Source organism: Chthonomonas calidirosea T49, from assembly GCF_000427095.1.
Taxonomy (GTDB): domain Bacteria; phylum Armatimonadota; class Chthonomonadetes; order Chthonomonadales; family Chthonomonadaceae; genus Chthonomonas; species Chthonomonas calidirosea.
Genome location: NC_021487.1, coordinates 493,100 through 514,815, shown reverse-complemented (window position 1 = coordinate 514,815; position 21,716 = coordinate 493,100). Strand labels below are relative to the sequence as shown.

At 59.1% G+C, this 21,716-nt stretch carries 11 protein-coding genes and 1 tRNA gene; 3 read left to right on the top strand and 9 right to left on the bottom strand.

Translation table 11 applies throughout. The features are described 5' to 3' along the window. Positions 1 to 75: 75 nt before the first annotated feature. From CCALI_RS02245 to CCALI_RS02210, 8 genes are all read right to left on the bottom strand, one after another. Positions 76 to 2,889 (bottom strand): DUF499 domain-containing protein, encoded by a 2,814-nt coding sequence (locus CCALI_RS02245; protein ID WP_016481846.1) that lies wholly within the window; start codon positions 2,887 to 2,889, stop codon positions 76 to 78. Positions 2,890 to 3,051: 162 nt separating this feature from the next. Beyond that, on the bottom strand, positions 3,052 to 6,015 hold the full coding sequence (locus CCALI_RS02240) for a DUF1156 domain-containing protein (protein WP_231730012.1): 2,964 nt from the start codon (positions 6,013 to 6,015) through the stop codon (positions 3,052 to 3,054). A 29-nt stretch (positions 6,016 to 6,044) separates the two neighbouring features. Then, positions 6,045 to 6,539 (bottom strand): hypothetical protein, encoded by a 495-nt coding sequence (locus tag CCALI_RS02235; RefSeq protein ID WP_016481844.1) that lies wholly within the window; start codon positions 6,537 to 6,539, stop codon positions 6,045 to 6,047. 3 nt (positions 6,540 to 6,542) lie between these two features. Continuing rightward, a complete protein-coding gene (locus tag CCALI_RS02230) occupies positions 6,543 to 7,820 on the bottom strand; it encodes an ATPase domain-containing protein (protein WP_016481843.1) in 1,278 nt (425 codons plus the stop codon). A gap of 147 nt (positions 7,821 to 7,967) precedes the next feature. Beyond that, a complete protein-coding gene (locus tag CCALI_RS02225; RefSeq protein ID WP_016481842.1) occupies positions 7,968 to 11,414 on the bottom strand; it encodes a helicase-related protein in 3,447 nt (1,148 codons plus the stop codon). Between the two features lie 584 nt (positions 11,415 to 11,998). Next, complete coding sequence (locus tag CCALI_RS02220; protein ID WP_016481841.1) at positions 11,999 to 13,126, bottom strand: type IV pilus twitching motility protein PilT; 1,128 nt, start codon at positions 13,124 to 13,126, stop codon at positions 11,999 to 12,001. 112 nt (positions 13,127 to 13,238) lie between these two features. Further along, positions 13,239 to 13,895, bottom strand: a complete 657-nt coding sequence (locus tag CCALI_RS02215; protein ID WP_156415917.1) for a hypothetical protein — start codon at positions 13,893 to 13,895, stop codon at positions 13,239 to 13,241. Between the two features lie 107 nt (positions 13,896 to 14,002). After that, positions 14,003 to 14,075, bottom strand: a tRNA-Ala gene (locus CCALI_RS02210). A 168-nt stretch (positions 14,076 to 14,243) separates the two neighbouring features. Between CCALI_RS02210 and mutL the strand changes: the two genes are divergently transcribed. The 3 genes from mutL to metH are packed head-to-tail and all read left to right on the top strand — an operon-like array spanning position 14,244 to position 20,604. Next, the gene (mutL, locus tag CCALI_RS02205; protein WP_016481839.1) at positions 14,244 to 16,070 is read left to right on the top strand and encodes a DNA mismatch repair endonuclease MutL; all 1,827 of its coding nucleotides are present in this window, start codon (positions 14,244 to 14,246) and stop codon (positions 16,068 to 16,070) included. A 20-nt stretch (positions 16,071 to 16,090) separates the two neighbouring features. Next, complete coding sequence (locus CCALI_RS02200) at positions 16,091 to 16,846, top strand: SDR family NAD(P)-dependent oxidoreductase (protein WP_016481838.1); 756 nt, start codon at positions 16,091 to 16,093, stop codon at positions 16,844 to 16,846. 35 nt (positions 16,847 to 16,881) lie between these two features. Next, complete coding sequence (gene metH / locus CCALI_RS02195; RefSeq protein WP_016481837.1) at positions 16,882 to 20,604, top strand: methionine synthase; 3,723 nt, start codon at positions 16,882 to 16,884, stop codon at positions 20,602 to 20,604. On the opposite strand, the gene CCALI_RS02190 is transcribed toward metH, so the two are convergent. Then, the gene (locus CCALI_RS02190) at positions 20,591 to 21,715 is read right to left on the bottom strand and encodes a zinc-binding dehydrogenase (protein ID WP_016481836.1); all 1,125 of its coding nucleotides are present in this window, start codon (positions 21,713 to 21,715) and stop codon (positions 20,591 to 20,593) included. The two genes, metH and CCALI_RS02190, sit on opposite strands and share 14 nt — an antisense overlap. Position 21,716 lies beyond the last annotated feature (1 nt).

Here is a 21,716-nt window from a genome sequence, read left to right as displayed (position 1 = left end):
TCTGCAGGTAAAGAAATCTAATTTGCAGGCAGGGATGCCTGCGCTCCCAGCGTTCCAAGAGTCTGCCGTGCGCCCCTACAGGTCAGACTCTTGGATTTCCACCGTGTCCGCCAGGGCGAGATCGGCGAGGGTCTGCCGCAGCTCCGACAACAAGCTGTCCGCTAGGTCGCGGCTGACCTTTACGGAGAGGTCAATGCGGAGCTTGAGCTCGGAGCCCGGCTGAAGCTTCGGCAAGACCTTCACCCCGAAACGGCTCCACACTTCGGGCGGAAGGGCACCCACCAGACGCAGGGTTTTCGTCTTAACCTCCGGGGCAATCTCCATGCTCGGCTTGGCCGCGATGCTGACGTCTGGACGGTCTGTAAGACTGTCTTTAAGACTGTCTTTAAGACTGTCTTTAGGAGGGGCTGCCTGCGGTTCCAGCACAAGGGAGGCCGTTAGCGAAACCTCCGACGTCAACGACTGCGCTTTGGTTTTAGTGAGGAGGAACACATCCGGCTCGAAAGCCACTTCGTCGGGTGAAATCCGCTCCTGAAACCAGACTCGCTCGTAGGTTCCATCGGGTCTCTGCCCAAAAGCGAGGCCGAAGTCGCCCCTCTCCACGAACTCAACGATCTTCGTGCGTAGGGTCGTGTCGGGATCGGGCAAGCGTGTAAGCGAGCCGTTGAGGAAGCTCTGCCGTAAGCTAGCGAGCGGCCATGCTCCCGCTTCCTTGAGCGCGGGCGGCCACTTCCGATCGAGATATCCTGCTTCGAATGAAAAGTTGAGCTCCCCAGCCGACTTGAGGGCGTCGATGACTCGGCTGCACAAGGTCTCATTGTTGCTGGAGTAACCGGATCCGAGGTCGAACACCTTGAGGCCATCGTTCTCCTCGTAGTCGGCGATCACTACGAACCGATAGCCTCCCCAGACCTCGTTCCTGGCGGCCTCTTCGGCATCCTTCACCTTCAAGTGGATATCGTCCCGCTCCGCTCGGTCGAACTCCCCGCCAAGCGTGCCGTTGGCCAACTCCTGGGCGACCTTCTTCCACGCAAGCCACAGCTCGACCCTCTCTCGCAGCTCACGGCCTGGCTTTTTGATACACCACACCAGCGCTCCAGGGTAGAGGCGCGGCAGCTTGCCCCTGTATTTCGTCCATTCGGCGATCTGCTCTCGAAACGCGTTCTTTCCGTTCCACTCCGCCTCCGGATCGGTGACAATAAGCGTGAGCCTAGGTGAGTCGGGAACCTCGGCCCCATCGCGAGGGAATAGAACCAAGGGAATGCTCGCCCCACGGCGGAACTCGCTCTCGACGAACTTGCGAATGGCGGGTTTGATCTCTTCCTCTTCATCCAGAGAGGCGCGCCGGTCGTTGACCACCTTCTTCAGCGTGGGCTGGTAGCTGATCTTGAACCCGTCCGAGCCCATTCGGCGGATGAAGTAGGACTGGGCTTCCAGGGCAAAGGCCGCATTGTCCACAGACGTCGTGTCAATGCCTGGCTCGCCGAGGGCGAAGCGCAGCTCCGGCAAATGAGCCACCTTATCCGTCTGCCCGCCTGAGGATTCGAAGAGGATCGCCGTTCCCACCCGGCGGTGGATGTCGCGCAGCAGCCCTTGCGTGTCGGCGTCTAGCGCCCGCGCATGCGAATGCTGCCCGGCGATGTCCGCCTCGATGGCCGCGGCAAGCCGAGATTCTCCCAGTTGACCGAAGATCGTGCTGCGAAACCCCATGTCGTGAAGTGGAGCCGACCCAAGCGTGATCAGCGGTTCTCGCCGAGCCGTCGTGAAGCCGTCGCGATACGCCCAAGCGATCCACTGAGCCAGCATCGCCAGCGTTCCACGCGTCTGCTGATACTGCGGGAGAGCTTGCCACTTCCGCTGAAAGACCGAGAGGGTGGCAGGGTGAAAGGGATAGCACGCCTCAAACCGCCCGCGGAGTATCTCCTTCGCCTTGGCTTCCGACGCCACGGTGTCCACAGCCGTCCACTCCCGCGGGAGTTGCGCCCGTCGCTCGAAGCACCAGTCGGCGAAGGCCCTCGCCACGTTCTTCCGCACGTTCTCGTTTCCCAGGTGCTCGAAGAGCCGCCGCCGGACGACCTCGCTGATCGCCGTCTCGTCGTTGACGATGAGGTCTTTGGACACGCGGCGAACCACCTTGGTGATCCTGTCCTGCCACAGCATGTCCCAGTCGGTCATCTCGACCTGACTGCGCGGGAGGCTGATCACCGCCGCGCCGTGGGTTGTTCCCGTCATAGCCACGGTGAGATTCTGAATGAAGGCATGGAAGGCTTCCGCCATGCCGCGATGCCGGTTGAGGAAGTTCAGCACCTCGTCGAAGAGGATGAGCACCGGCGCCTCGGCCGCCTGGAAGACGCGCGCGAGGGATTCGGTTCCCGGCGGGACCGTCCTTGCGGAAGTCCCAAGCGCTGCGACGCCCTTGTGGCCCGCGAGCTGGCGGGCAAGGTCGATCCACGGGGTCTCCCGGCCTTCCTGTGGGTCCCAGGCGTTTCCCACGAAGACGCCCACTCGCGCCTTCGGAACCGACGTGAGGCCCGATTCGCGTAAGAGGTCACCAACCCCTGGGTAGCTGGCGGCCCTCTCGCCGCTCGTGACAAGGTGGTAGAGAGTGGTTAGCGTGTGGGTCTTGCCGCCGCCGAACTGGGTGATCAAGGTCAACACCGGCGCCGTGTTGTCGGTTCGGCCCGATAGCCTGCGCAAGACCATGCCCACATGCTCGCGCAGCGCGCGCGTGAAGTAGGTGCGTGCGAAGAACTGCGCAGGATCCCGATAGTCTTCGGGCGCCGTGCCGGCCACGACCTGTTCCAGGGCAATGGCAAACTCATCTGGGTTGAAGGATCTTCCTTCCCGAACTTCCTCTCGCGGTGTGGCAACTTTATACCAAGCTTCCATCACGTTCCTCCTACGGTCTTTATCTATGGGCGAACGGCTCGGCTGCCGATCTCTTCCGTTGTGCGCGGTTTGCGCAGGCAGCGGCTGCGCAAGCTTTATGGCAGCAAGAGAATCCGCTATCGAGAGCCATCGGTCCGTACCACGTCTCCGTGCGAGTGGCCATCATCGCGGCACCGCCAAGAGCATCGCATCCAGCAGGCGCTTCTCCTCGCTGCCTTTCGGATAGAGGGCCGAGAGCGCGTTGGCCAGGCGCAAAAAGTCCGGCCCGCGTTCCTGCTCGGCTTTCAGAAGCGCGCGCAGGGCGCTCGTCTGGCCCCACGCCTGCAGGAGCATGGCCGCATGGAGGCGGTCGAGGGTGGTCGCCGCCCGATCCTGCGGGAATTCCACGTCGCCTGGGGTCATGAGGGCCTTGCGCCTCCCATCTCGGCGACCTACCTTGGGCGCGCGTTCTCCCTCCAGCTCGGAGAAGAGCGTCAGCTGGGAGGTCTTCGCCGGAGCCTCAGCGATCCACTCGGCGGAGGCCATTGCGCCGTCGTCTGCGAAGAGCTGTCCGGCACGCTCGCTGACGGCCAGCAAGCGGACGACGCCTTTGTTGGTCTCGATGATCCGCCTTTCCCAGCTAGGGAGGTCGATCCCTAAGGGCTGGGCGAAGCGGCGCACCACGTCGAAGACCAGGCTGTAGCCCCTCGTGGCTCCCTTGGAAGGCGATTCCTCGTCCTCCTCCGTCTCCTCCTCATCGTCTTCGGTAGGGTTTTCGTCTCCGCCGTTCTGGCCTTCGGTGGTTTGCAGCGTCCAGAGGAAGAGCGCCGTGAGTCGGGCATCCTCCTCCAGCGCTCCCGCGGCCCCGTTTCGCGCTTTGGCTTCCTCCGTGCCGAGGACGTTCTCGAGCGCCGTGCGCCCGACCACCTCCCAGACTTTTTCCAGATACGCGGCCAGTTTCACCTCGCGCCCCTCGGCGGTCTCGACCTTGCGGTAGCGGCTGAAGATCTCGAGCGCCGGCCCGATGCAGGCAAACACCAGATCGGCGCCGCGGATGCCTTCGGCCTGGAGCCGCTCCATCCAGTCTCCAACGCGCTTGGGCAGCTCCCGCAGCACATCCGCCCAGTCGCCCACCGGAGCATCTTCGGGCCGTGGGCGGCAGATGAGATGGACGCTCGTGGCGAGGGCGGCGGACTCGCGAGCACGCAGGCGCGAGGCCATCTCGGTGGCGATGGGCCAGGAGCCGGTGATCGTCCAGCCGCCTTTGATGAGCCCGGAAAGCAGGGCCTCCCACCCCTCGGTGGTCTTGTGGGCGAAGACCACGGAGGCGACGCCATCCTCCCGCAACACGCGGCGGCCTTCCGCGAAGGCGCGGCGCATGCCTTCCTCGAAGAAGGCTTTGTCCTTATCCGCGTAACGATCGGGATTCCAGTGCTTCATCTCGCAGACCTCGCGCGCCTTGGGTGTGAGCGGATTCTGGGGATCGAACGGGTCGCGCAGGAGCGGATGCCCTGGCAGGGCGCGCTTGAGCCAGACGAAGAAGAAGTCGGAGAGGTCGGCGTAGGGAACCGCGAAGTAGTACGGCGGGTCGGTAAACCAGACATGCGCCGTCTCGTCGGGCAGCGGATGCTCGGCGGCATCGGCGGGCTGGACTTGGCCAGGGTGAAAGCCGCACTGGGCGCGAGCATATTCTGCAACCCATTCAAACATACTTGCGAGGCTTCGAGTCGCGTCCGCGAAAATGCAAGCCTCAGCAAAATCCCAAACGATTGGCAAGGCTTGGCGAGAATAGTTGTTGCTGATTTTCTCAGGGCCATTCTGCCACCTAGTCAGTGACGAATTCCCGTCCGCGAGCCGATTCACCACCAGCGCCATTTCCTCGCGCACCGCGCCGTCCTCGCTCGCCGGCCGCTCACGCACCAGCCGCGCCAGCGTCACCAGCGCTACCTTCTGCCGCGCCGTGAAGAGGTCGCCCCAGCGGTTCATCCCGTAAATCGGGACGTTGAAGGTCCCGCTCATTAGCGGCAGCGGCTCATCGGGCACCGGGCATAGCCCCTGCTTCCCGCCGCGCTCCCACTCCTCGAGCAGCTTCGCGAGGCGTTCCTGCGCGCGGTACACGGCTGCGTAGTCGCGCTCCGTCGGGAGGCGGTAGTGTCGTCCCGTCTCGCCGGGCTTGAGCGTCACAACGGCGAGCAGCCGCGCCCCGCCGATGCGCCGGCCCTTATCATCGAAGACGACATCCCCGCCGCCGCGCTGCGCGACCAGTTGCGCTCGCACCCGCTCGGGTGGAAGCACCATGCCGCAGCAGAGACAGGTCGCTCGCGCACGGCTCACGGTGCCTGGGGGCACCTCTCTCTCGCTCGCCGGCTCGAAGACCTCAAAGACGACCTCCGGCGGCTTTCCCCATGCCCTCTCCACCCGATACCGAAGAGCCCGCTTTCGGTTCGGCTTTTTGCAGAGCCAGAACGAGCGCATGAGCGGAATCTCCGCGCCGCAGTTGGGCGATTCGCAGCGCACCGTGCGCGCCCAAAGATAGGCGATGGGCGTGGCGCCATCCGGATCTTTCGGGTAGAGCTCCGCCAACTCCATCTCCGCCTGGCGCTTGATCTCCGCGCCCACGCGGCGCAGCTCCTCGGCCAGCTTCGGCCCATGCCGCGGGATGACTTCGAGCATGACCTTGAGGATTAGGCAGGCAACCGGGTTGAGATCGCTGGCGAACGTTTCGCATCCGAGCCGTAGCGCCTCGAGCGGGATCGAGCCCCCGCCGGCAAAGGGATCCACAACGAGCGGCGGTTCCTCCGGATAGGCCGCCTGCACCAGCGCCCTGGAGACCTCAAGGTAGGTCTGGTTGGTGGCGAGATCCCAGTTGGCGAAGTCGGCGATGAACTTGAGAAGCCCTCGCCGCAACGCCTCGTCGCTCTCGCCACTGCCGCAACCCACCTTCGGCAGCAGTTCGCGCGCTTTCGCTTTGAAATCTCCCGGACAGAGCGGATCGCACGGATCGGGGAAGAGCAGTCCAAGCAGTACCGCCCGGCACGATGCCAGTGGTCGCCGCGCCCACCATAGGTGCAGCGTTGAGGGATGTCCGTGTCGGATCGACTTTTCCCGCGCCGCTTGCTTCGAAACCTCCGCGATCGGGAAATCCACCTCGGCCAATCGCTTGCAGCCTTTAGGAATCACGGCTGGGCCCCTTCCCAAATCTCGCGAATGTTGGTGCACCGTTGATGGAGCGTAAAGGCGATCTGGTGACGTTCGTGGGCCATCTTAAGAAACAGGCCCGCTGGAATCCGGGGCAGCTCGTCCTTGTCCCGTCCGAGCTCGTCACACCACCAGGTGAGGAGATCCTTGTCGCCCTTGGATTTGGCGCAGTTGCTGCACGCGTGAACAAGGTTTTGGACGCCGACAGGCCCTCCCAGCCGGCGAGGTATCACCTCAACGGGCACTGTCTGCCCCTGCCTTTGGCAGAACGCACAGATGCCGGGCTGCTGCGCCTCTTTTTGGATCTCCCTGTCGTAGTCCGACATTTTGATCTCGCCGCTCTTCAGCTTCTTATACCGATCCATAATGAATCGGTAGTTGCCTCCCTCGCCCGCGGAGGCGGCGATGACGAGCTTGGCATAGTAGTAGAGAATGTAGTCTTCAACGATTTCTGGCACGGCTTTGGATGGCATCTGTCAATCCTCCACAAAAAGGTCTGGCCAGAGCGTCTTCAGCAGGCGCTCCAGGTCGGAAACGGGGACGATCTCGACCGATTCGGCGACCGGTGGTTCGTCTTTGTTCGGCCGCAATTTACCCAGCTCACTAGCGCACTCTTCCGCGATATAGAGCCTCTTGATCCTTCCCTTTTGCGGGTCGGTCAAGAGCTTGGCCAGGGCGGCGAGATACTTGTTTTCGGGCCGACGGATCCGGCGCGTGAGATCCAGCTCCCCAACAAACAGCGCGGCCTCCGGCACGGGGCGTTGCAGGTAGGAACTCAGCAGGGCGACCGCTATCGGCAGATCCAGCTCCTCCCGGTAGCGCTGCTGACGGGGCACGTAGCAGTTGATCTCATAAGAGAGATCGGTTAGATCGACCTCCTTTATGGTGCTGAGAACGCTGAGGAGCTGCTTGACCTTCTTCGACGGCAAGAACGGCGCGTTGAGCTCCGGTCGAGACCCGTAGCGCGGAAGAGTCACAGAGGCTTGACCTTCGGCCAAATCCTCTCCGATGCCCGCATAGCCGAACACGGCGGCGCTTTTCGCCGCTCGATGGGGGGATTCTACGAGCCGACCGCGGTTGTCCATCATGAGAACGAGCGGATCGAGAACGGCCGGCCCAAATCGGTTTTTGGGCACGAAGAAGGGGCGAAGACGGAACGCTCGTCGAATGTACATGATGCAATCAACGTTGTGCTCAAGATCTTTGGGGCCGGCGATCTGCCCCTTTTTGGTAACGTGCCCGATCAGGATCGAGACCAGACCCTGCGCCTTGGCATTTTCGGCGAATTCATAAAGCGCCCGATATTTTTGAGAAGCTGTTGACGCCAACCCCCTGCCTTGCACCGAGTCCACAACAATGGCCTGAACGTCGTGATAGGGCTCGCCCTCCGTGAGCACCCGTCTGGCGAGAAATCGCGGAAGCGCGTCGATGTCGTCGATCGAGTCATCAAGAAAGAAGTTCTCTCGTATCGGCTGCGGCAGATCGCCGTTTGCGTCTCCGTGAATACGTAGAATGGCGCGTTTAAGGTCACCGAGGCCTTGTTCGGTGGTTAGGAAGAGCACCCGGATGCCCTGCATCGCAAAATCGCCGAGCACCTGCATGGCCAGTGTCGTCTTGCCGATGCCAGGTTCTCCTGCCAGAAGGTAGACACCCCCACGAGTGAAACCGGGAGCGATCGCGCGGCCCAACCAAGGTAGCGATGGAACGGGGATAAGTTCATGTCCCTTCTCTGCAATATCTTCAATTCTCGGCATGATGCTCCTCCCAAAGAAAGGCGTAGTTCCTACGTATTTTTATTGCACTCTTCCGACGCTTCGGAACGGCGATGCACCATCACGAGTCGATGAAAGGCAATGGATGCGCGCTCCAGTGACCTCATGAGGAGACAAGAGGATAACATCTTAGTCTTGTTCCTCCTCTCCATAGGGCGTCGAACTCTCTCGCACCTGCATCGGCTGGGTGAGCGCATCCACCGAAAGAGAGTAGTGCGCCACCTTCGTGACCTCGTGCCAGTTGAGGCGAGCAGGGTCTTTGATCGGCTCCTGAAGCTTGGGCTCTGTGGCGCAGTTCGTGACAATGTAGAGCCAGTAACAGTCGCGCCGGTCTTCGGCGACGCGGCGTTCGTTGGGAGTGAGCAGGATCGTCCCGGTGGCGCCGGCCAATCCCTTGATCTCGATGAGCCGCAACTCGCCGGAGTTCCGATCAAGGCTTTTGATGTCATAGCCGAGGTTCTGCTCATGGACGTCTTCAACCTCCCGACCTTGAGCGCGTTCATACGCCATGACGACTTCCATGGCGATGGCCTCGGTCTCCGGATTCGCCAGGAGCCGCTGCACCTCGGGCGCGGCGCGATCGGGATGCGGCAGCACCAGTACGCTGGCGAGCCGTTCAACCCCTTGGATGGAGAGAGCACGCTGCTGTTTTAGCTCATCCTGACGGCGGTTCCGACGCTCAATCAGCTCCGTCTGCCGGTTCCATGCCATGGTAAGGCGGCCTGACGCTCCCGGCTCGCCGCGTTCTGCAGCATCCTGTGCCTGACCAACGTCCATATCCGCCCGTTGAATAAGCGCCTTGAACGAGAGTTCGACATGCTCTTCAATCCGGTCGACTTCCGCGCGTCGCTCCTTGCTGGTCTCTTCGAGGAAGGACTTCAGCACATGCTCGTAAAGCCATTCTGTCTCTTCGGGAGCGTTCGCGATCGCTGGCAGCGGGTCCGGCGGCTCCGCCGGCGTGAAGTTCCCAAGTATTTGGGGCTCTCGGAGGCGCGGCTCCCGGTCGGTTGAGATCTCCACCGCGAAAAGACGCTCGTGGACAATCTGCCCAAGCCCGTCTACCACACGGGCTCGGTAAAAGTCGATCCGGGCAGGCGCGTTATGCTGCAGGGAGTAGAAGGTCGCTCCCGTTCTGAACTCTTTGAGGGCCCGCGTATAGGCGTTCCGCCGAAGCGCCTCGAAAAGCGGATGGCCAGGCGTCACCCACTCCAAGTTTTTCGTGTCGGCCGTCTCCCTGTCGGTAGAGAAGCGAGGGTACTTGTTGGCCAGGGCGGGAAGTTTCCAATCCGGATCGCGCTCATAGCGGTGCAGCCCCGGCGGAGTGCTGCCCGGGTCAAAGGTGTAGGGAAGGTGGGTAACGGGTTTGAGGGGGAATCTTGGCTCGATCTGAGCCGCCTCCTGAATGAATCGCGCGATGGTCTCGGGCACCAGGCGTCGCTCTTTGGCCTGCGCTCGGCGCTCTTTCAGCATCTCTAGGTTGAGTTTCTTCACGGCTAGCCCTTCGAGAGCGTTTTGGCAGATCTCGCGGAAATGACGTTCGTCCACATCCTGGAGGAGGCGATCTGCGAGGTCTTCAGGGCCTATACGCTCGGCGTAGTAGTCGCGCAGCACCCGCTCCACGTGCGCTGCAGGCAGGATCTCTCCAACCACGTTGAAGACGGCGTCGTCGTCGAGCGCGTTACGGATCTCCTGGAGCTTCTCCAGAAGCCGCTTCAACACGCGACCCTCGATGGTGTTTGTGGCCACGAAGTTAAAGATAAGGCAGTCTTTGCGCTGACCGTAGCGATGGATGCGGCCCATGCGCTGCTCAAGGCGGTTCGGGTTCCATGGGATGTCGTAGTTGAAGAGCGTATTGCAGACCTGCAGGTTAATGCCCTCACCGGCCGCTTCGGTGGCGACGAGCACCTGAATGGCGCCCTCTCGAAACTGCTGCTCGGCATAGAGGCGCGTCCCCGGCTCGTCTCGCGAGCCCGGCGGCATGCCCCCATGAATGCAGCCGACACGAAAGTTCCAAGACTGCAGCTGTTCCATTAGGTAATCGAGCGTGTCCTTGAACTCCGTGAAAATGATGAGACGCTTTTCGGGATCCTTAAAGAAGCCTTCCTCGTCGAGAAGCTGCTTGAGCTTAGAGAGTTTGGCTTCGGTGCCGGAGTCCTCGACCGCCTTGGCTTGACTTGCGAGGCACTTGAGCTCCTGGATCTCTTCCTGGATTTGCTCGGCATTGCTCGCGAGGGTGAAGCCCTGCAGCATCTCCTCGAAGCGCTCGCGCTCGCTCTCCTCCATCTCCTGCTGCTCGTCTGGGTCGGGAAGATCTGGGGGAGCCTGACCGAAAAGAGCCTGCGCTCTCTCCAAGCCCTCTTCAAGACGTCTCACGCGGTTCTCGAGGGAGCGCCGCATCGCGTAGGTGCTCGAGGCCAGCCGCCGTTGGTAGAGGGACATCAAAAAGCCCACCGCCCGAGCGCGTGGATCCCTGTCCAGGCTTGCCGCCTTTTTGCTCTGCTGTTTCACGAAGCGGGTGACGGCGTGGTAGAGCTCGTCCTCCTGCCCTTCGATCTCGAACTGCACCGTGTAGGGGATGCGCTTCGTGAAGATCTTCTTTGCTTCCCATGTGCCTGTGCCGTCTTGGCGGGACTCAGGAAAGTAGACCATCGCCTCTTTGGTGCGACGGAGGTAGAAGGGTGCGCGACCACGCTCCATGGCGGCTCGGACGGACCTGACATCCGCGTAGACATCTGCGTCGAGAAGCTGAAGGAAGAGTCTAAAGTTCTCCGGGTCGCCCTTGTGCGGCGTTGCCGTCAGCAAAAGCAGGTGATCCGACGTGTCGCGTAACAGCTCGCCCAGCTTGTAACGATCGGTCTTGTGATCGGAGTCGGTGGCGCTCATGCGATGGGCTTCGTCTACCACCACCAGATCCCAATGGACTTGCCGCAACCCTTTGAGGATCTCTTCTCGCTTGGCAAGGTCGAGCGAGGTGATGACTCGATTCTGCTCCAGCCACTGGTTAATCCCGTACTGGTAGCGGATGTTGCTGCCCTTGAGGACGATGAACGTCTGGTCGAACTTCTCCTTGAGCTCGCGCTGCCATTGGAAGGTGAGGTTGGCGGGGCAGACGATGAGGATGCGCTCGACAAGGCCACGCAGTTCGAGTTCTCGAATCAAGAGACCGGCCATAATGGTCTTGCCGGCGCCGGCGTCGTCGGCGAGCAAGAACCGAACTCTGGGCAGCTTGAGGAGGTATTCGTAGACGGCCTCGAGCTGATGCGGCAACGGGTCTACCCGAGTGATAGAGAGGCCGAAATAGGGATCGTACTCGTAGGCGATTCCTAAGGAGTACGCTTGTAGACCGAGGCGAAGGAGGTGGCCATCTCCTCGATACGTGGGCTTTGTGCCCTCAATGGTGAGGTTTTCGAGGTCGCGCTGAGTAAGGGACACCAAGCGGAACTGCTCGGACTGCGTGCCAACCAGTCCGACCTCCCAGACGTCGGATCCTGTCGCGCGGGCGGTCACTACCCGCATGGGCTCTTTGAAGAGCGAGCCGGTGAGGATCTGTCCCTCCTCCAAACGCAGATTGTCCATCTTTGCATCTCCTCTAGGGCACTATGCTATGTATGGATAGCACACAAGCTGTTATCGTCCACAGATTGTGCATAGCCTGGCGAGATGTGTGTTTTTCGTTTTGTGTTTTAAGTTTCTCGTTGTTCGTTGCAATTCGTGTGCTAAGAACTAGAAACTAGATTCAGTATACCGGCAAGCGAGTTATTCTCATGTCAGGCGGTTTATTGCGCTGCTTTTTGATATGTCAGAGCCATCTGCCGGCGGTCACTCTCTGCTGAATGACCCCGCCGAGCAAGATAGTGTGCGGAAAGAGGAGGTTCTCGTTCGAAAGTGTTGCATGGATGGCACGGGTAAGTTCTTATGCGCAAAGCGCCGCCGATGGCATTCCATGTTGAGACGCCCACGCGTCCCCGCTGGTTCAAGGGAATTTGTAGCGAGGCCGAAAGAAGCCTATCCCTATCCCCAGCGGCTGCACAAGTCGGCGTACGCTTCTGCTGTCTCGGTAAACTGGCACCGAAGGTTAGCACCCGTGTTTGACTCGTAGACGTTGAGAGCAACAGATGCCATAGCACCAAAGCTTCGAGCGCTGAACGGAATGCCTTTGACTAGCGCCGTTGCGCGTGGGTACCCGTTTGCTGCGGTTTGATCTCGCCTCGGTTGATGGCCATGCGGATCATTTGGCGGAGCTCGGTGTAGTTCCCCGCGTTCGCGAGGGCGTCCTGTTCTGTGATTAGCCCCGCTTTAAAGTAGCGGAGTAGGCACTGGTTCATCGTCTGCATGCCCCAGTAGGCCTCCATACCGGCCTGCCGGATGGCGTTATAGATCTCGTCGGAGCGGCCCTCTTCAAGGAGCTTCGCGATGGTCGGCGTAACGTCCATCACCTCGGTGGCCGCAATACGACCGGTGCCGTCCGCACGGGGAAGCAGCTTTTGAGAGACGACACCTCTTAAGGAGACGGAAAGCCGCAGCCAAAGGAGCGGGCGCTCGTGGGGTTGGAACATATTCGAGAGGCGGTCGAGGGTTTCTGCAGCGCTCGCCGTATGAACCGTTGCAAACACCAGGTGGCCTGTTTCGGCCGCCTGTAGCGCCACGTTCATGGTCTCCAGATCGCGCATCTCGCCGATGAGGATGACATCGGGCGCTTGACGTAGGACGTGGCGCAGCGCTTCGTTGAAGCTTTCCGTGTCAATACCTACTTCCCGTTGGCTAATAATCGCCATTTTATCCTTATGGACAAACTCAATGGGGTCTTCAATGGTGACGATATGCACCCGACGGCTATTGTTGATGAGATCGATCATGGCCGCCAGGGTGGTTGTTTTTCCACTGCCGGTAGGCCCTGTAACGAGCACAAGGCCATCTCGGTGCATTGTGAACTCTTTTACTTTCGGAGGGATACCTAACTCCTCTAAAGATCGGATGCGGGTGGGAATAATGCGTAGGGCTGCGGCGATCTCCCCGCGCTGAAAATAGACGTTCATACGGATGCGAATGTCCTCTCCCACGGAGAAGGCGGCATCCATTTCATGGGTATTCTCAAACTCACGGCGCTGACGCTCCGTTAGCTTGGCGTAGACAAGCTCGCGGATCTGGTTTGCCGATAGCACCGGGAATTCTGTGGGGGCGATCAGGCCGTTCAGGCGAATGTACGGGGGGGTATCTGCTCGTATAAAGAGGTCTGACGCTCCCTTACCTCCTGCCCAAAGGAGCATCTCGTCAAGACTTAGGCTCATCGTCATGGTTTCCTTTCTTGGGTTGTTGGGCTGATACAAGCCACAACGGTGTCGTAGAAGGCCTTTCTCTTCTTAAGGAAAACAGATGCGAACATAGCGTAGTTCCCGAACCCTATCGGTGACGCCTTGACAAAACATACGCCACTGCTAGGAGAAGTAAAATACATCCTCCTATTGTTACGTTTCGAAGAAGCACGATTCCTTCTGTTTTCTTGCCAGATTTTTCTTCTGACGGTTTTGGGGGATTTGTGGGCTGGCTGACGGTAAGCCGTAGCAAGGCGTTGGGGTCTGCTAGGAGGCCTGTGTGTTTTTTGATCGCAAAAATATAACGGTACAGGCCATTTTCACACAGCAACGTCTCGACATAGTCTGGCGTTGAGAGCACATGAGGCGGCTGCGCTAGGGCGGAGGGCCATAAAAAATCGATCTCGATGGTGTTGAATCGTTGAAACGCTTGGAGATAGGGTTGTATCTGAGGGCCGGCAGGGGAGAATTGAGGAGCGTTTTGAAGGGTTAGCAGGGCTGCGGTTGTCGGCGGCTGATTCGGCAGCATGGGGCTGTTGTCAACCTGCATATCGGCAATGTGCCAATGACCCGCGGCGGTAAGGCGATCCGCATCGGCCTGGACCTCCTGCTTTGGCACGCTTCGATCGTAAGCGATCCCCACGCGCGCGCCGTCTCCGATAGGATGGACAAAAACAACGACGGCCACTTTTTTACCGGAGGTGGAGGCCGAATTCTCCGGAGGGGCGGCCAAAACCGGCCTCAACTTTCCTGCTGCGAGGAGGAGACAGCAGGCCAGGGCGGTAGAGTAAATAAAACAGGTCTGATACCAGATATCAGACCTACGTGGATAGCGTGGCATTTTTCAAAAAATGGAGCTGAGGAGGCTCGAACTCCTGACCTCTTCAATGCCATTGAAGCGCTCTCCCAACTGAGCTACAGCCCCACTGTGCTCTCTTCGACTTTTCTGCCCTCATTATACCAAAATTCTGTGGCGGTTTGCAAGCCTTTAAGGGCTAGGTGCGGAGAGCCCTCACCTGTTTTGCTAGATAAAGCCTTTTTGTGCTACGCTAATAGGTGTGTGTTAAGAGCTGTTTGGGAGCCGAAGGGTAAGATGGCAGTTGATCGGGTGCGTTTGCTAGACGAAAACACGGCTAACCGCATAGCGGCCGGCGAGGTTGTTGAGCGGCCGGCCTCCGTTGTGAAAGAGCTTGTGGAAAATGCGATTGACGCCGAGGCCACGCATATCTCTATTGAGATCGCCGATGGGGGACGCGAAGCGATCGTGGTCTCGGATAACGGTTGTGGAATGACACGTAACGACGCTATCTTGGCGCTTCAGCGCCATGCGACCAGTAAGATCCGTTCTGCAGACGATCTTTTCGCCATTCAGAGCTTGGGGTTTCGGGGAGAGGCGCTGCCCTCCATCGCCTCCGTGTCCTTGCTGGAGTTGACGACGAAGCCGAAAGATGAGGAGGTGGGGGTGCGTATTGAGGTTAAAGGTGGCGAGATCGTTTCGGTTGAGGAGGCCGCTGTTCGCGATGGTACCACGGTGAATGTAAGGCACCTTTTCTTCAACACACCCGCAAGGCTGCATTTTCTCAAATCTGTGCCCACAGAGCTCGCTCGCGCCCTGGATGTGGTAGGGCAGCATGCGATTGCTCAGCCTCACATCGCCTTTCGCGTACGTAGCGACGATCATGAGGTGTTTTCAACGCCGGGCACCGGGGAGACCCTGCCGGCTCTCGCGGCCGTTTGGGGGCGGGACATTACCAAAAAACTGATTCCGCTGGAATATGTGGGGACGTCGGTTAAGGTGACCGGCTTTGTCGCCACACCGGACTGCACGCGTCCTGGCCGGAGCCACGAGCTTTTCTTTGTGAACCGCCGTCCTGTTAAAAGCCGTATCATCGGCCATGCGCTGGAGGAAGCGATGCGCACGCTCACGCCCGAATCGCGTTTTCCTATCGCCGCCATTTTTATTGAACTAGACCCTAGTTTGGTGGATGTGAACGTCCATCCCACAAAAGCCGAGGTGAAGTTCCGTCGGGAGGGAGAGGTTCACCATGCCGTGAGCCAAAGCGTTAAGGGGGCGCTAAAGGCCTATGGAATCAAACCTCATCCGAGAATCTCGGTTCCACCGCAAACCGGGCCTCAGGTGTTCGGGAAGTCGCTTTTTGGAAACTTCTCCTTCCTGCCCTCAGAATCGAGGGAGGCGGTGGCACAGGGTGGGAGATCGCAGCAGGCCGATGAAAACGATCCTTTTGCCAGCATCCCGTTTGGCAATGAAAAGGATGGCGCGGGTGTTGAGGAGGCGTTTGTTCCCCAACTTCCCGAGCGTCCCAAGCCCTTCGCCGAACAGTTACGCGAGTTTCGGGTTCTGGGACAATACGTGAATACTTACATTATTGCGGCAACCCCAGACGGCATTGCCATTGTCGATCAACATGTGGCCCATGAACGCGTTCTTTATGAGCGTCTTACCGTTCAACATAAGTCGGAAGGGATGCCTATGCAGCGCCTTGAGCCGCCTTTAACGCTGCAGTTAGGGCGTCGTGAGGCCTTGCTGCTCGCCGAACACTATCGTTCGTTTGCACCGGCCGGCTGGGAGATCGAGCCGTTTGGCAAAGAGAGTTTCGTGGTGCGCGCCATACCCGCTCTGCTGGCACGAAAGCCCTACGAGCAGATTTTAAGAGATATGATAGATGAGTTGGTAAATCAGTCTATTTCGAAGCGGCTGCTTGTCCAACAAGACCATGTCACGATAACGAACGCGTGTAAAATGGCGGTCAAGGCGGGAGATCCTCTTACGATGGAGGAGATGACGGCCCTCCTGAACCAACTGGCGGAGACCGAGAACCCCTATTTATGTCCTCACGGCCGGCCTATTATCGTGATGGTGACCCTTCGAGAGATAGAGACACAGTTTAAACGAGCATAAGGAGCAGGAGAGTTTCGTAAATGTTATTAGAGGGTAAGGTGGCTTTAGTCACCGGAGGTGCGCGCGGGATTGGCGCGGCCATTGTGCGCGTTTTAGCCCGGGAGGGGGCGGCGGTGGCCATCAACTATGCGCATAGTGGCGAGCAGGCGAAAGCGTTGGCACAGCGCATCGTTGAGGGAGGAGGAAAGGCCCTCCCTTATGCCGCCGATGTTCGTGATGCGGAGGCCGTGCGACGCATGATCGCTCAAATTCGGGACGACTTCGGCCGCCTAGATGCCGTGGTGAACAACGCCATTGCCGGCCGACAGCACGGGGCGTTGACGGAGGCGAGCGATGAGGATTTCCGGACGGCGTTTGATTTCGGCTGCATGGCCATTATTCACATGATACGAGCCGTGCGCCCCGTGATGCGCGAGCAGGGAGGTGGGCGGATTATCAATATTGTGACCGAGCTGTGGAACCTAGCACCGGAGGAGTGGTCGGTCTACATGGCGGGCAAGGGAGCCATGGTGGGCATTTCGCGCTCCCTAGCACGCGAGCTAGGGCCAGACAATATAACCGTGAACATGGTGGCCCCTGGTTGGATGGCGGATGAGAAGGTGGATACGGAGTCGGAGGGCTCAAAAAACTTCGCGCGCTCTTTGCCTTTACGCCGTCATGGCAGCGCCGAGGAGATAGGAAACGCGTGTGCCTTTTTGATGAGCGACTTGGCTAGCTATATTACCGGTGCCTACATCCCCGTGACGGGCGGGCGTGTGACTCAGGTAGGGCTTTAGAGGCGATCTTTGTTGTAGGAGCAGAGGACATCGATATGACAACCGAAGAACAGTTGCATGCTCTTTTGAAACAGCGTATCCTTATTCTTGACGGTGCGATGGGCACCATGATACAGCGCCATGGTTTTGAGGAGCGAGACTATAGAGGTGAGCGTTTTGCCCATCATCCTGTTGATCTAAAGAACTGCAATGAGGCCCTGATGCTGGTGCGGCCTGATGTGATCGAGGAGATTCATTGGCAGTATCTGCAGGCCGGCGCGGACATTATCGAGACGAACACATTTAACGCTAATCGCATTAGTCTGGCCGATTTTCAGCTCGAAGACCTAACCACGGAGATCAACCATGTTGCGGTGGCGATCGCCCGTAGCGCCGTGGAGAGGGCAAAGCATCAGAACCCGGATCGCGCCTGCTTTATTGCCGGCGCCATAGGCCCAACAACGCGTAGCGCTTCCGTCGTGGTAGATGCCGAGCGTCCTGAGTATCGTGCCGTTACGTGGGATGAGCTGGTTGTTGCCTATAAAGAGCAGGCGCGCGCCCTCGTGGATGCCGGGGTGGATATCCTCCTCTGCGAGACGACCTTCGACACTTTGAATCTGAAGGCAGCGTTGTTTGCCATCCAAGAGCTTTTCGATGAGGGGCTTCGTCGTGTTCCGGTGATGGCCTCGTTGTTTGTGGACTTGGCGGGCGGCAATCTCTCCGGTCAGACCCTGGAAGCGGTCTGGTACTCCATTATGCATGCTCCCTTGCTAAGCGTGGGCTTGAACTGCTCGTTTGGGCCAGACCTCATGCGGCCTTTCATTGAAGAGCTATCGGGTTTGGCGCATATCTATGTGAGCGCCTATCCCAACGCGGGCCTGCCGAACGCCTTGGGAGGCTATGATCTCGCCCCGGATGCGATGGCGGCCATGCTGAGAGAGTGGGCAGAGAACGGATGGCTTAACATTGTTGGAGGATGCTGTGGAACAACGCCGGAGCATATTCGGGCTATCGCTGAGGCCATGCAGGGGCTCGCGCCTCGTCAACCAGCCTCCCCATCGCCCTACACCTGTCTCAGCGGCACTCGCCCGCTCGTTATTCGGCCCGAGACCAATTTTGTTAACATCGGTGAGCGCACCAATGTAACGGGCTCTCCGAAGTTTGCCAAACTCATTTTGGGAGGGCAGTTTGAGGAGGCCTTGGGCGTGGCTCGCCAGCAAGTTGAGAACGGAGCCCAGATGCTCGACGTCAACATGGATGAGGGGCTGCTTGACGGCGAGCAGGCCATGCGCACCTTCCTTACGCTCATACAGGGAGAGCCGGATATTAACGTGGTGCCGATCATGATTGATAGCTCTAAGTTCTCTGTGATTGAGGCCGGGTTAAAGTGCACACCGGGGAAGAGCGTTGTCAACTCGTTGAGCTTGAAGGAAGGCGAAGAGAAGTTTAAGGAGCAGGCGCGCCTCGTGCGCCGCTATGGGGCCGCAGTCGTGGTTATGGCTTTTGATGAGCGGGGACAAGCGGACACGTTTGAGCGCAAGATCGAGATCTGCGCCCGTGCCTATCGGATTCTGACACAGGAGGTGGGTTTCCCACCCCAGGATATCATCTTCGACCCGAATGTACTGACGATTGCCACGGGGATCGAGGAGCACAACCGCTACGCGATCGATTTCATTGAGGCCACTCGCTGGATAAAAGCGAATCTGCCTGGATGCAAGGTTTCTGGAGGCATCAGCAACATCTCGTTCTCGTTTCGTGGTAACAACATCGTTCGCGAGGCGATGCATAGTGCCTTTCTGTATCATGCCATCAAAGCCGGGCTGGATATGGGCATCGTGAACGCGGGCCAGCTTGCCGTCTATGAGGAGATACCTTCAGAGCTGCTCGAAAGGGTAGAGGATGTGCTGTTCAATCGTCGGCCCGATGCAACCGAACGGCTGCTGGCGTACGCTGAAGAGGTAAAAGGACAAAAATCGAAGAGCCTGGATAAGGAAGAGGCTTGGCGGCAGGGAAGTGTGGAAGAGCGCCTCGCCTACGCGCTGCTGAAAGGGGTAACAGACTATATCGAAGCGGACGTTTTAGAGGCTCTTGAAAAGTATCAGCGTCCGCTCGCCGTGATCGAAGGGCCCCTGATGGATGGGATGAATGTGGTGGGCGACCTGTTTGGGGCTGGAAAGATGTTTTTGCCTCAGGTAGTGAAGAGCGCCCGTGTCATGAAAAAAGCCGTTGCCGTTTTGATGCCCTATATGGAGGCCGAGAAGGAGGCTTTGAGAGCGCAGGGCGGCAATGTCGAGCCCCAGGGCAAGATCGTGATGGCGACGGTGAAAGGAGATGTTCATGACATCGGGAAGAATATTGTGGGCGTTGTGCTGAGTTGCAACAACTATGAGGTGATTGACCTCGGCGTGATGGTGCCATCCGAGACGATTCTGCGGGTCGCTAGAGAGACCAATGCGGACATAATCGGGCTGAGCGGCCTCATTACCCCCTCTTTAGATGAGATGGTGCATGTGGCGAAAGAGATGGAGCGTGAGGGGTTTGAGATACCGCTGCTGATTGGCGGTGCGACGACAAGCCGGACACATACGGCCTTGAAGATCGCCCCCGTATATCATGGCCCTGTTATTCACGTGCTCGATGCCTCTCGCGCTGTGGGTGTGGTAAGCAGCTTGCTGTCCAAAGAGCAACGAGACAGTTTTCTGCAGCAGGTGCGCGCTGAGCAGGAGCAGCTGCGCAATCAATACGCCGCCCGCCAGACGGAGAAGCGGCTGCTGCCCCTTGAGGAGGCGCGTAGAAGGGCCGTTCCGATCGTTTGGAAAGCGGAGGATATTCCCACCCCTGAATTTATTGGAGTGCGTGTGCTGCGCGATCTGCCTTTAGAGGAGTTAGTGGACTATATTGACTGGTCCCCCTTCTTCCATGCTTGGGAGTTGCGGGGGCGCTTCCCTGCCATCTTCGAGGACCCTGTGGTCGGCGAAGCCGCACGGAAGCTCTATGAAGATGCGCGTCGTCTTCTTGATGAGATCGTCCGAAATAGGTGGTTGACCGCACATGGGGTTTATGGACTTTTTCCGGCCTGGCGATTCGGGGATGATGTGGCCATTTATGCCGATGAGACGCGCCGTCAGGAGATCGCTCGATTCCACTTCCTGCGTCAGCAAGTAGATAAGGGAGGCGATGACGAGGAGGGGACCATCAACTACTGTCTTGCCGACTTTGTGGCCCCCGCGGAGACCGGTTTGCCCGATCACATCGGCGCCTTCGCCGTGACCGCTGGGCATGGCTTAGATAGGCTTGTGGCACGCTTTAAGGCGGAGCATGATGACTATAGTGCCATCATGGCGGAGGCGTTGGCCGACCGACTTGTGGAGGCCTTCGCAGAATATCTGCATAAGCGTGTGCGAGCGGAATGGGGCTATGGCAAAGACGAAAACTTGACCAATGAAGACCTGATTCGCGAACGATATCGCGGCATCCGGCCGGCCCCCGGCTATCCGGCTTGTCCCGATCACACCGAGAAGCGCATCCTGTTCGATCTGCTCGATGCCGAAAGAAACACGGGCATCTGCCTCACTGAAAGTTTCGCGATGCGGCCGGGGAGTTCCGTCGCAGGGCTTTACTTCGCCCATCCGGCCTCCCGCTATTTCCCGGTTGGCAAAATTGGGCATGATCAGGTGGTAGAGTACGCCGAGCGTAAAGGAATGTCCGTTGAGGAGGTGGAGCAGTGGTTGGCGCCCGTGCTCGGCTACGAGCCTGCTCGCGCTAAGAGTCTATAGGACCGTTAGGGGTGATGAGGGCTTTGATCACGCGCTGCTGCTCCACATCCTCGAGGGCGTTTGGCACTTCGTCGAGTTGGTAGGATCTGGAGATGAAGTGCGACCAGTGAATTCGGCTTTCAAAGCGCTTTAATATCTCAATGGCGCGATAAAAGTGCGAGAAATCCGAGCCCCAGCATCCCCTTATCTCGAGATGTTTGCGGTTGATGTGAAGATGCGGATTGATCAATACATCGCCGTTGTCGGTGTACTGCCCCACGATAACGTACCGCCCACCATCGCGTACAAGCTCGCAGCCCTCAAGAATAGCTTGTGGGTTGCCGCTAGCCTCAATAACGACATCGGGCCCGCGATTACCGGTCAGGCTTTTGATAGCGTTCTGGCGCTCTTGTAACGTTGTTGTTTGGATGTTGAAGGTCGCATCTACCCCGAAACGGCGCGCGAGCTGAAGCCGCAACTCGGGCGCGCCGACGACTCCAACCCACCCAGCGCCGGAGAGCAGCGCCAAAGCGGCACAGGAGAGGCCGACAGGGCCGCTCCCTTGGATGAGAACGCGATCGGCGAGGCGAATCTGGGCTAGTTCGATGGCATGCGTGGCCGTCGGCAAGCCGCACCCACCGCCCATCCATGTGGCTGCGGAGACTTCCGTGGGCAGATGAAGGAGCTTCGTGTTGGGGCGAAGATATAGATATTCCGACCAACCGCCCGCAAGACCGGGGGGATCTTCTGCCCCATAGGTGATCCCATAGACCCTGCGATGAGGGCAACGGGTGGTGGCCTTGGCAACAAGACAGTACCAGCAGTTGTTGCACGTTGCGTGCACATCTAGAAAGGTTACCCGATCGCCTAGATTGATCGGGCGACCTTCTACATCATACACAGCCCCGTTTTTTTCTTCCACAATGCCAACGGAGACATGTCCAGGAATAAGCGGGTAGGGGACTCCTTGCAAGCGTCCATGAAACAGATGGACGTCCGTTCCACATATCTCCGATGCAAGCACACGTAAAAGAACGGCGCCAGGCTCCAAATCGGGAATAGGGTAGCGCCTTATTTCAGGAGGATGATTGGGCGCTGGGTAAACAAGGGCGCGTGCGTATCGTCGTGACATC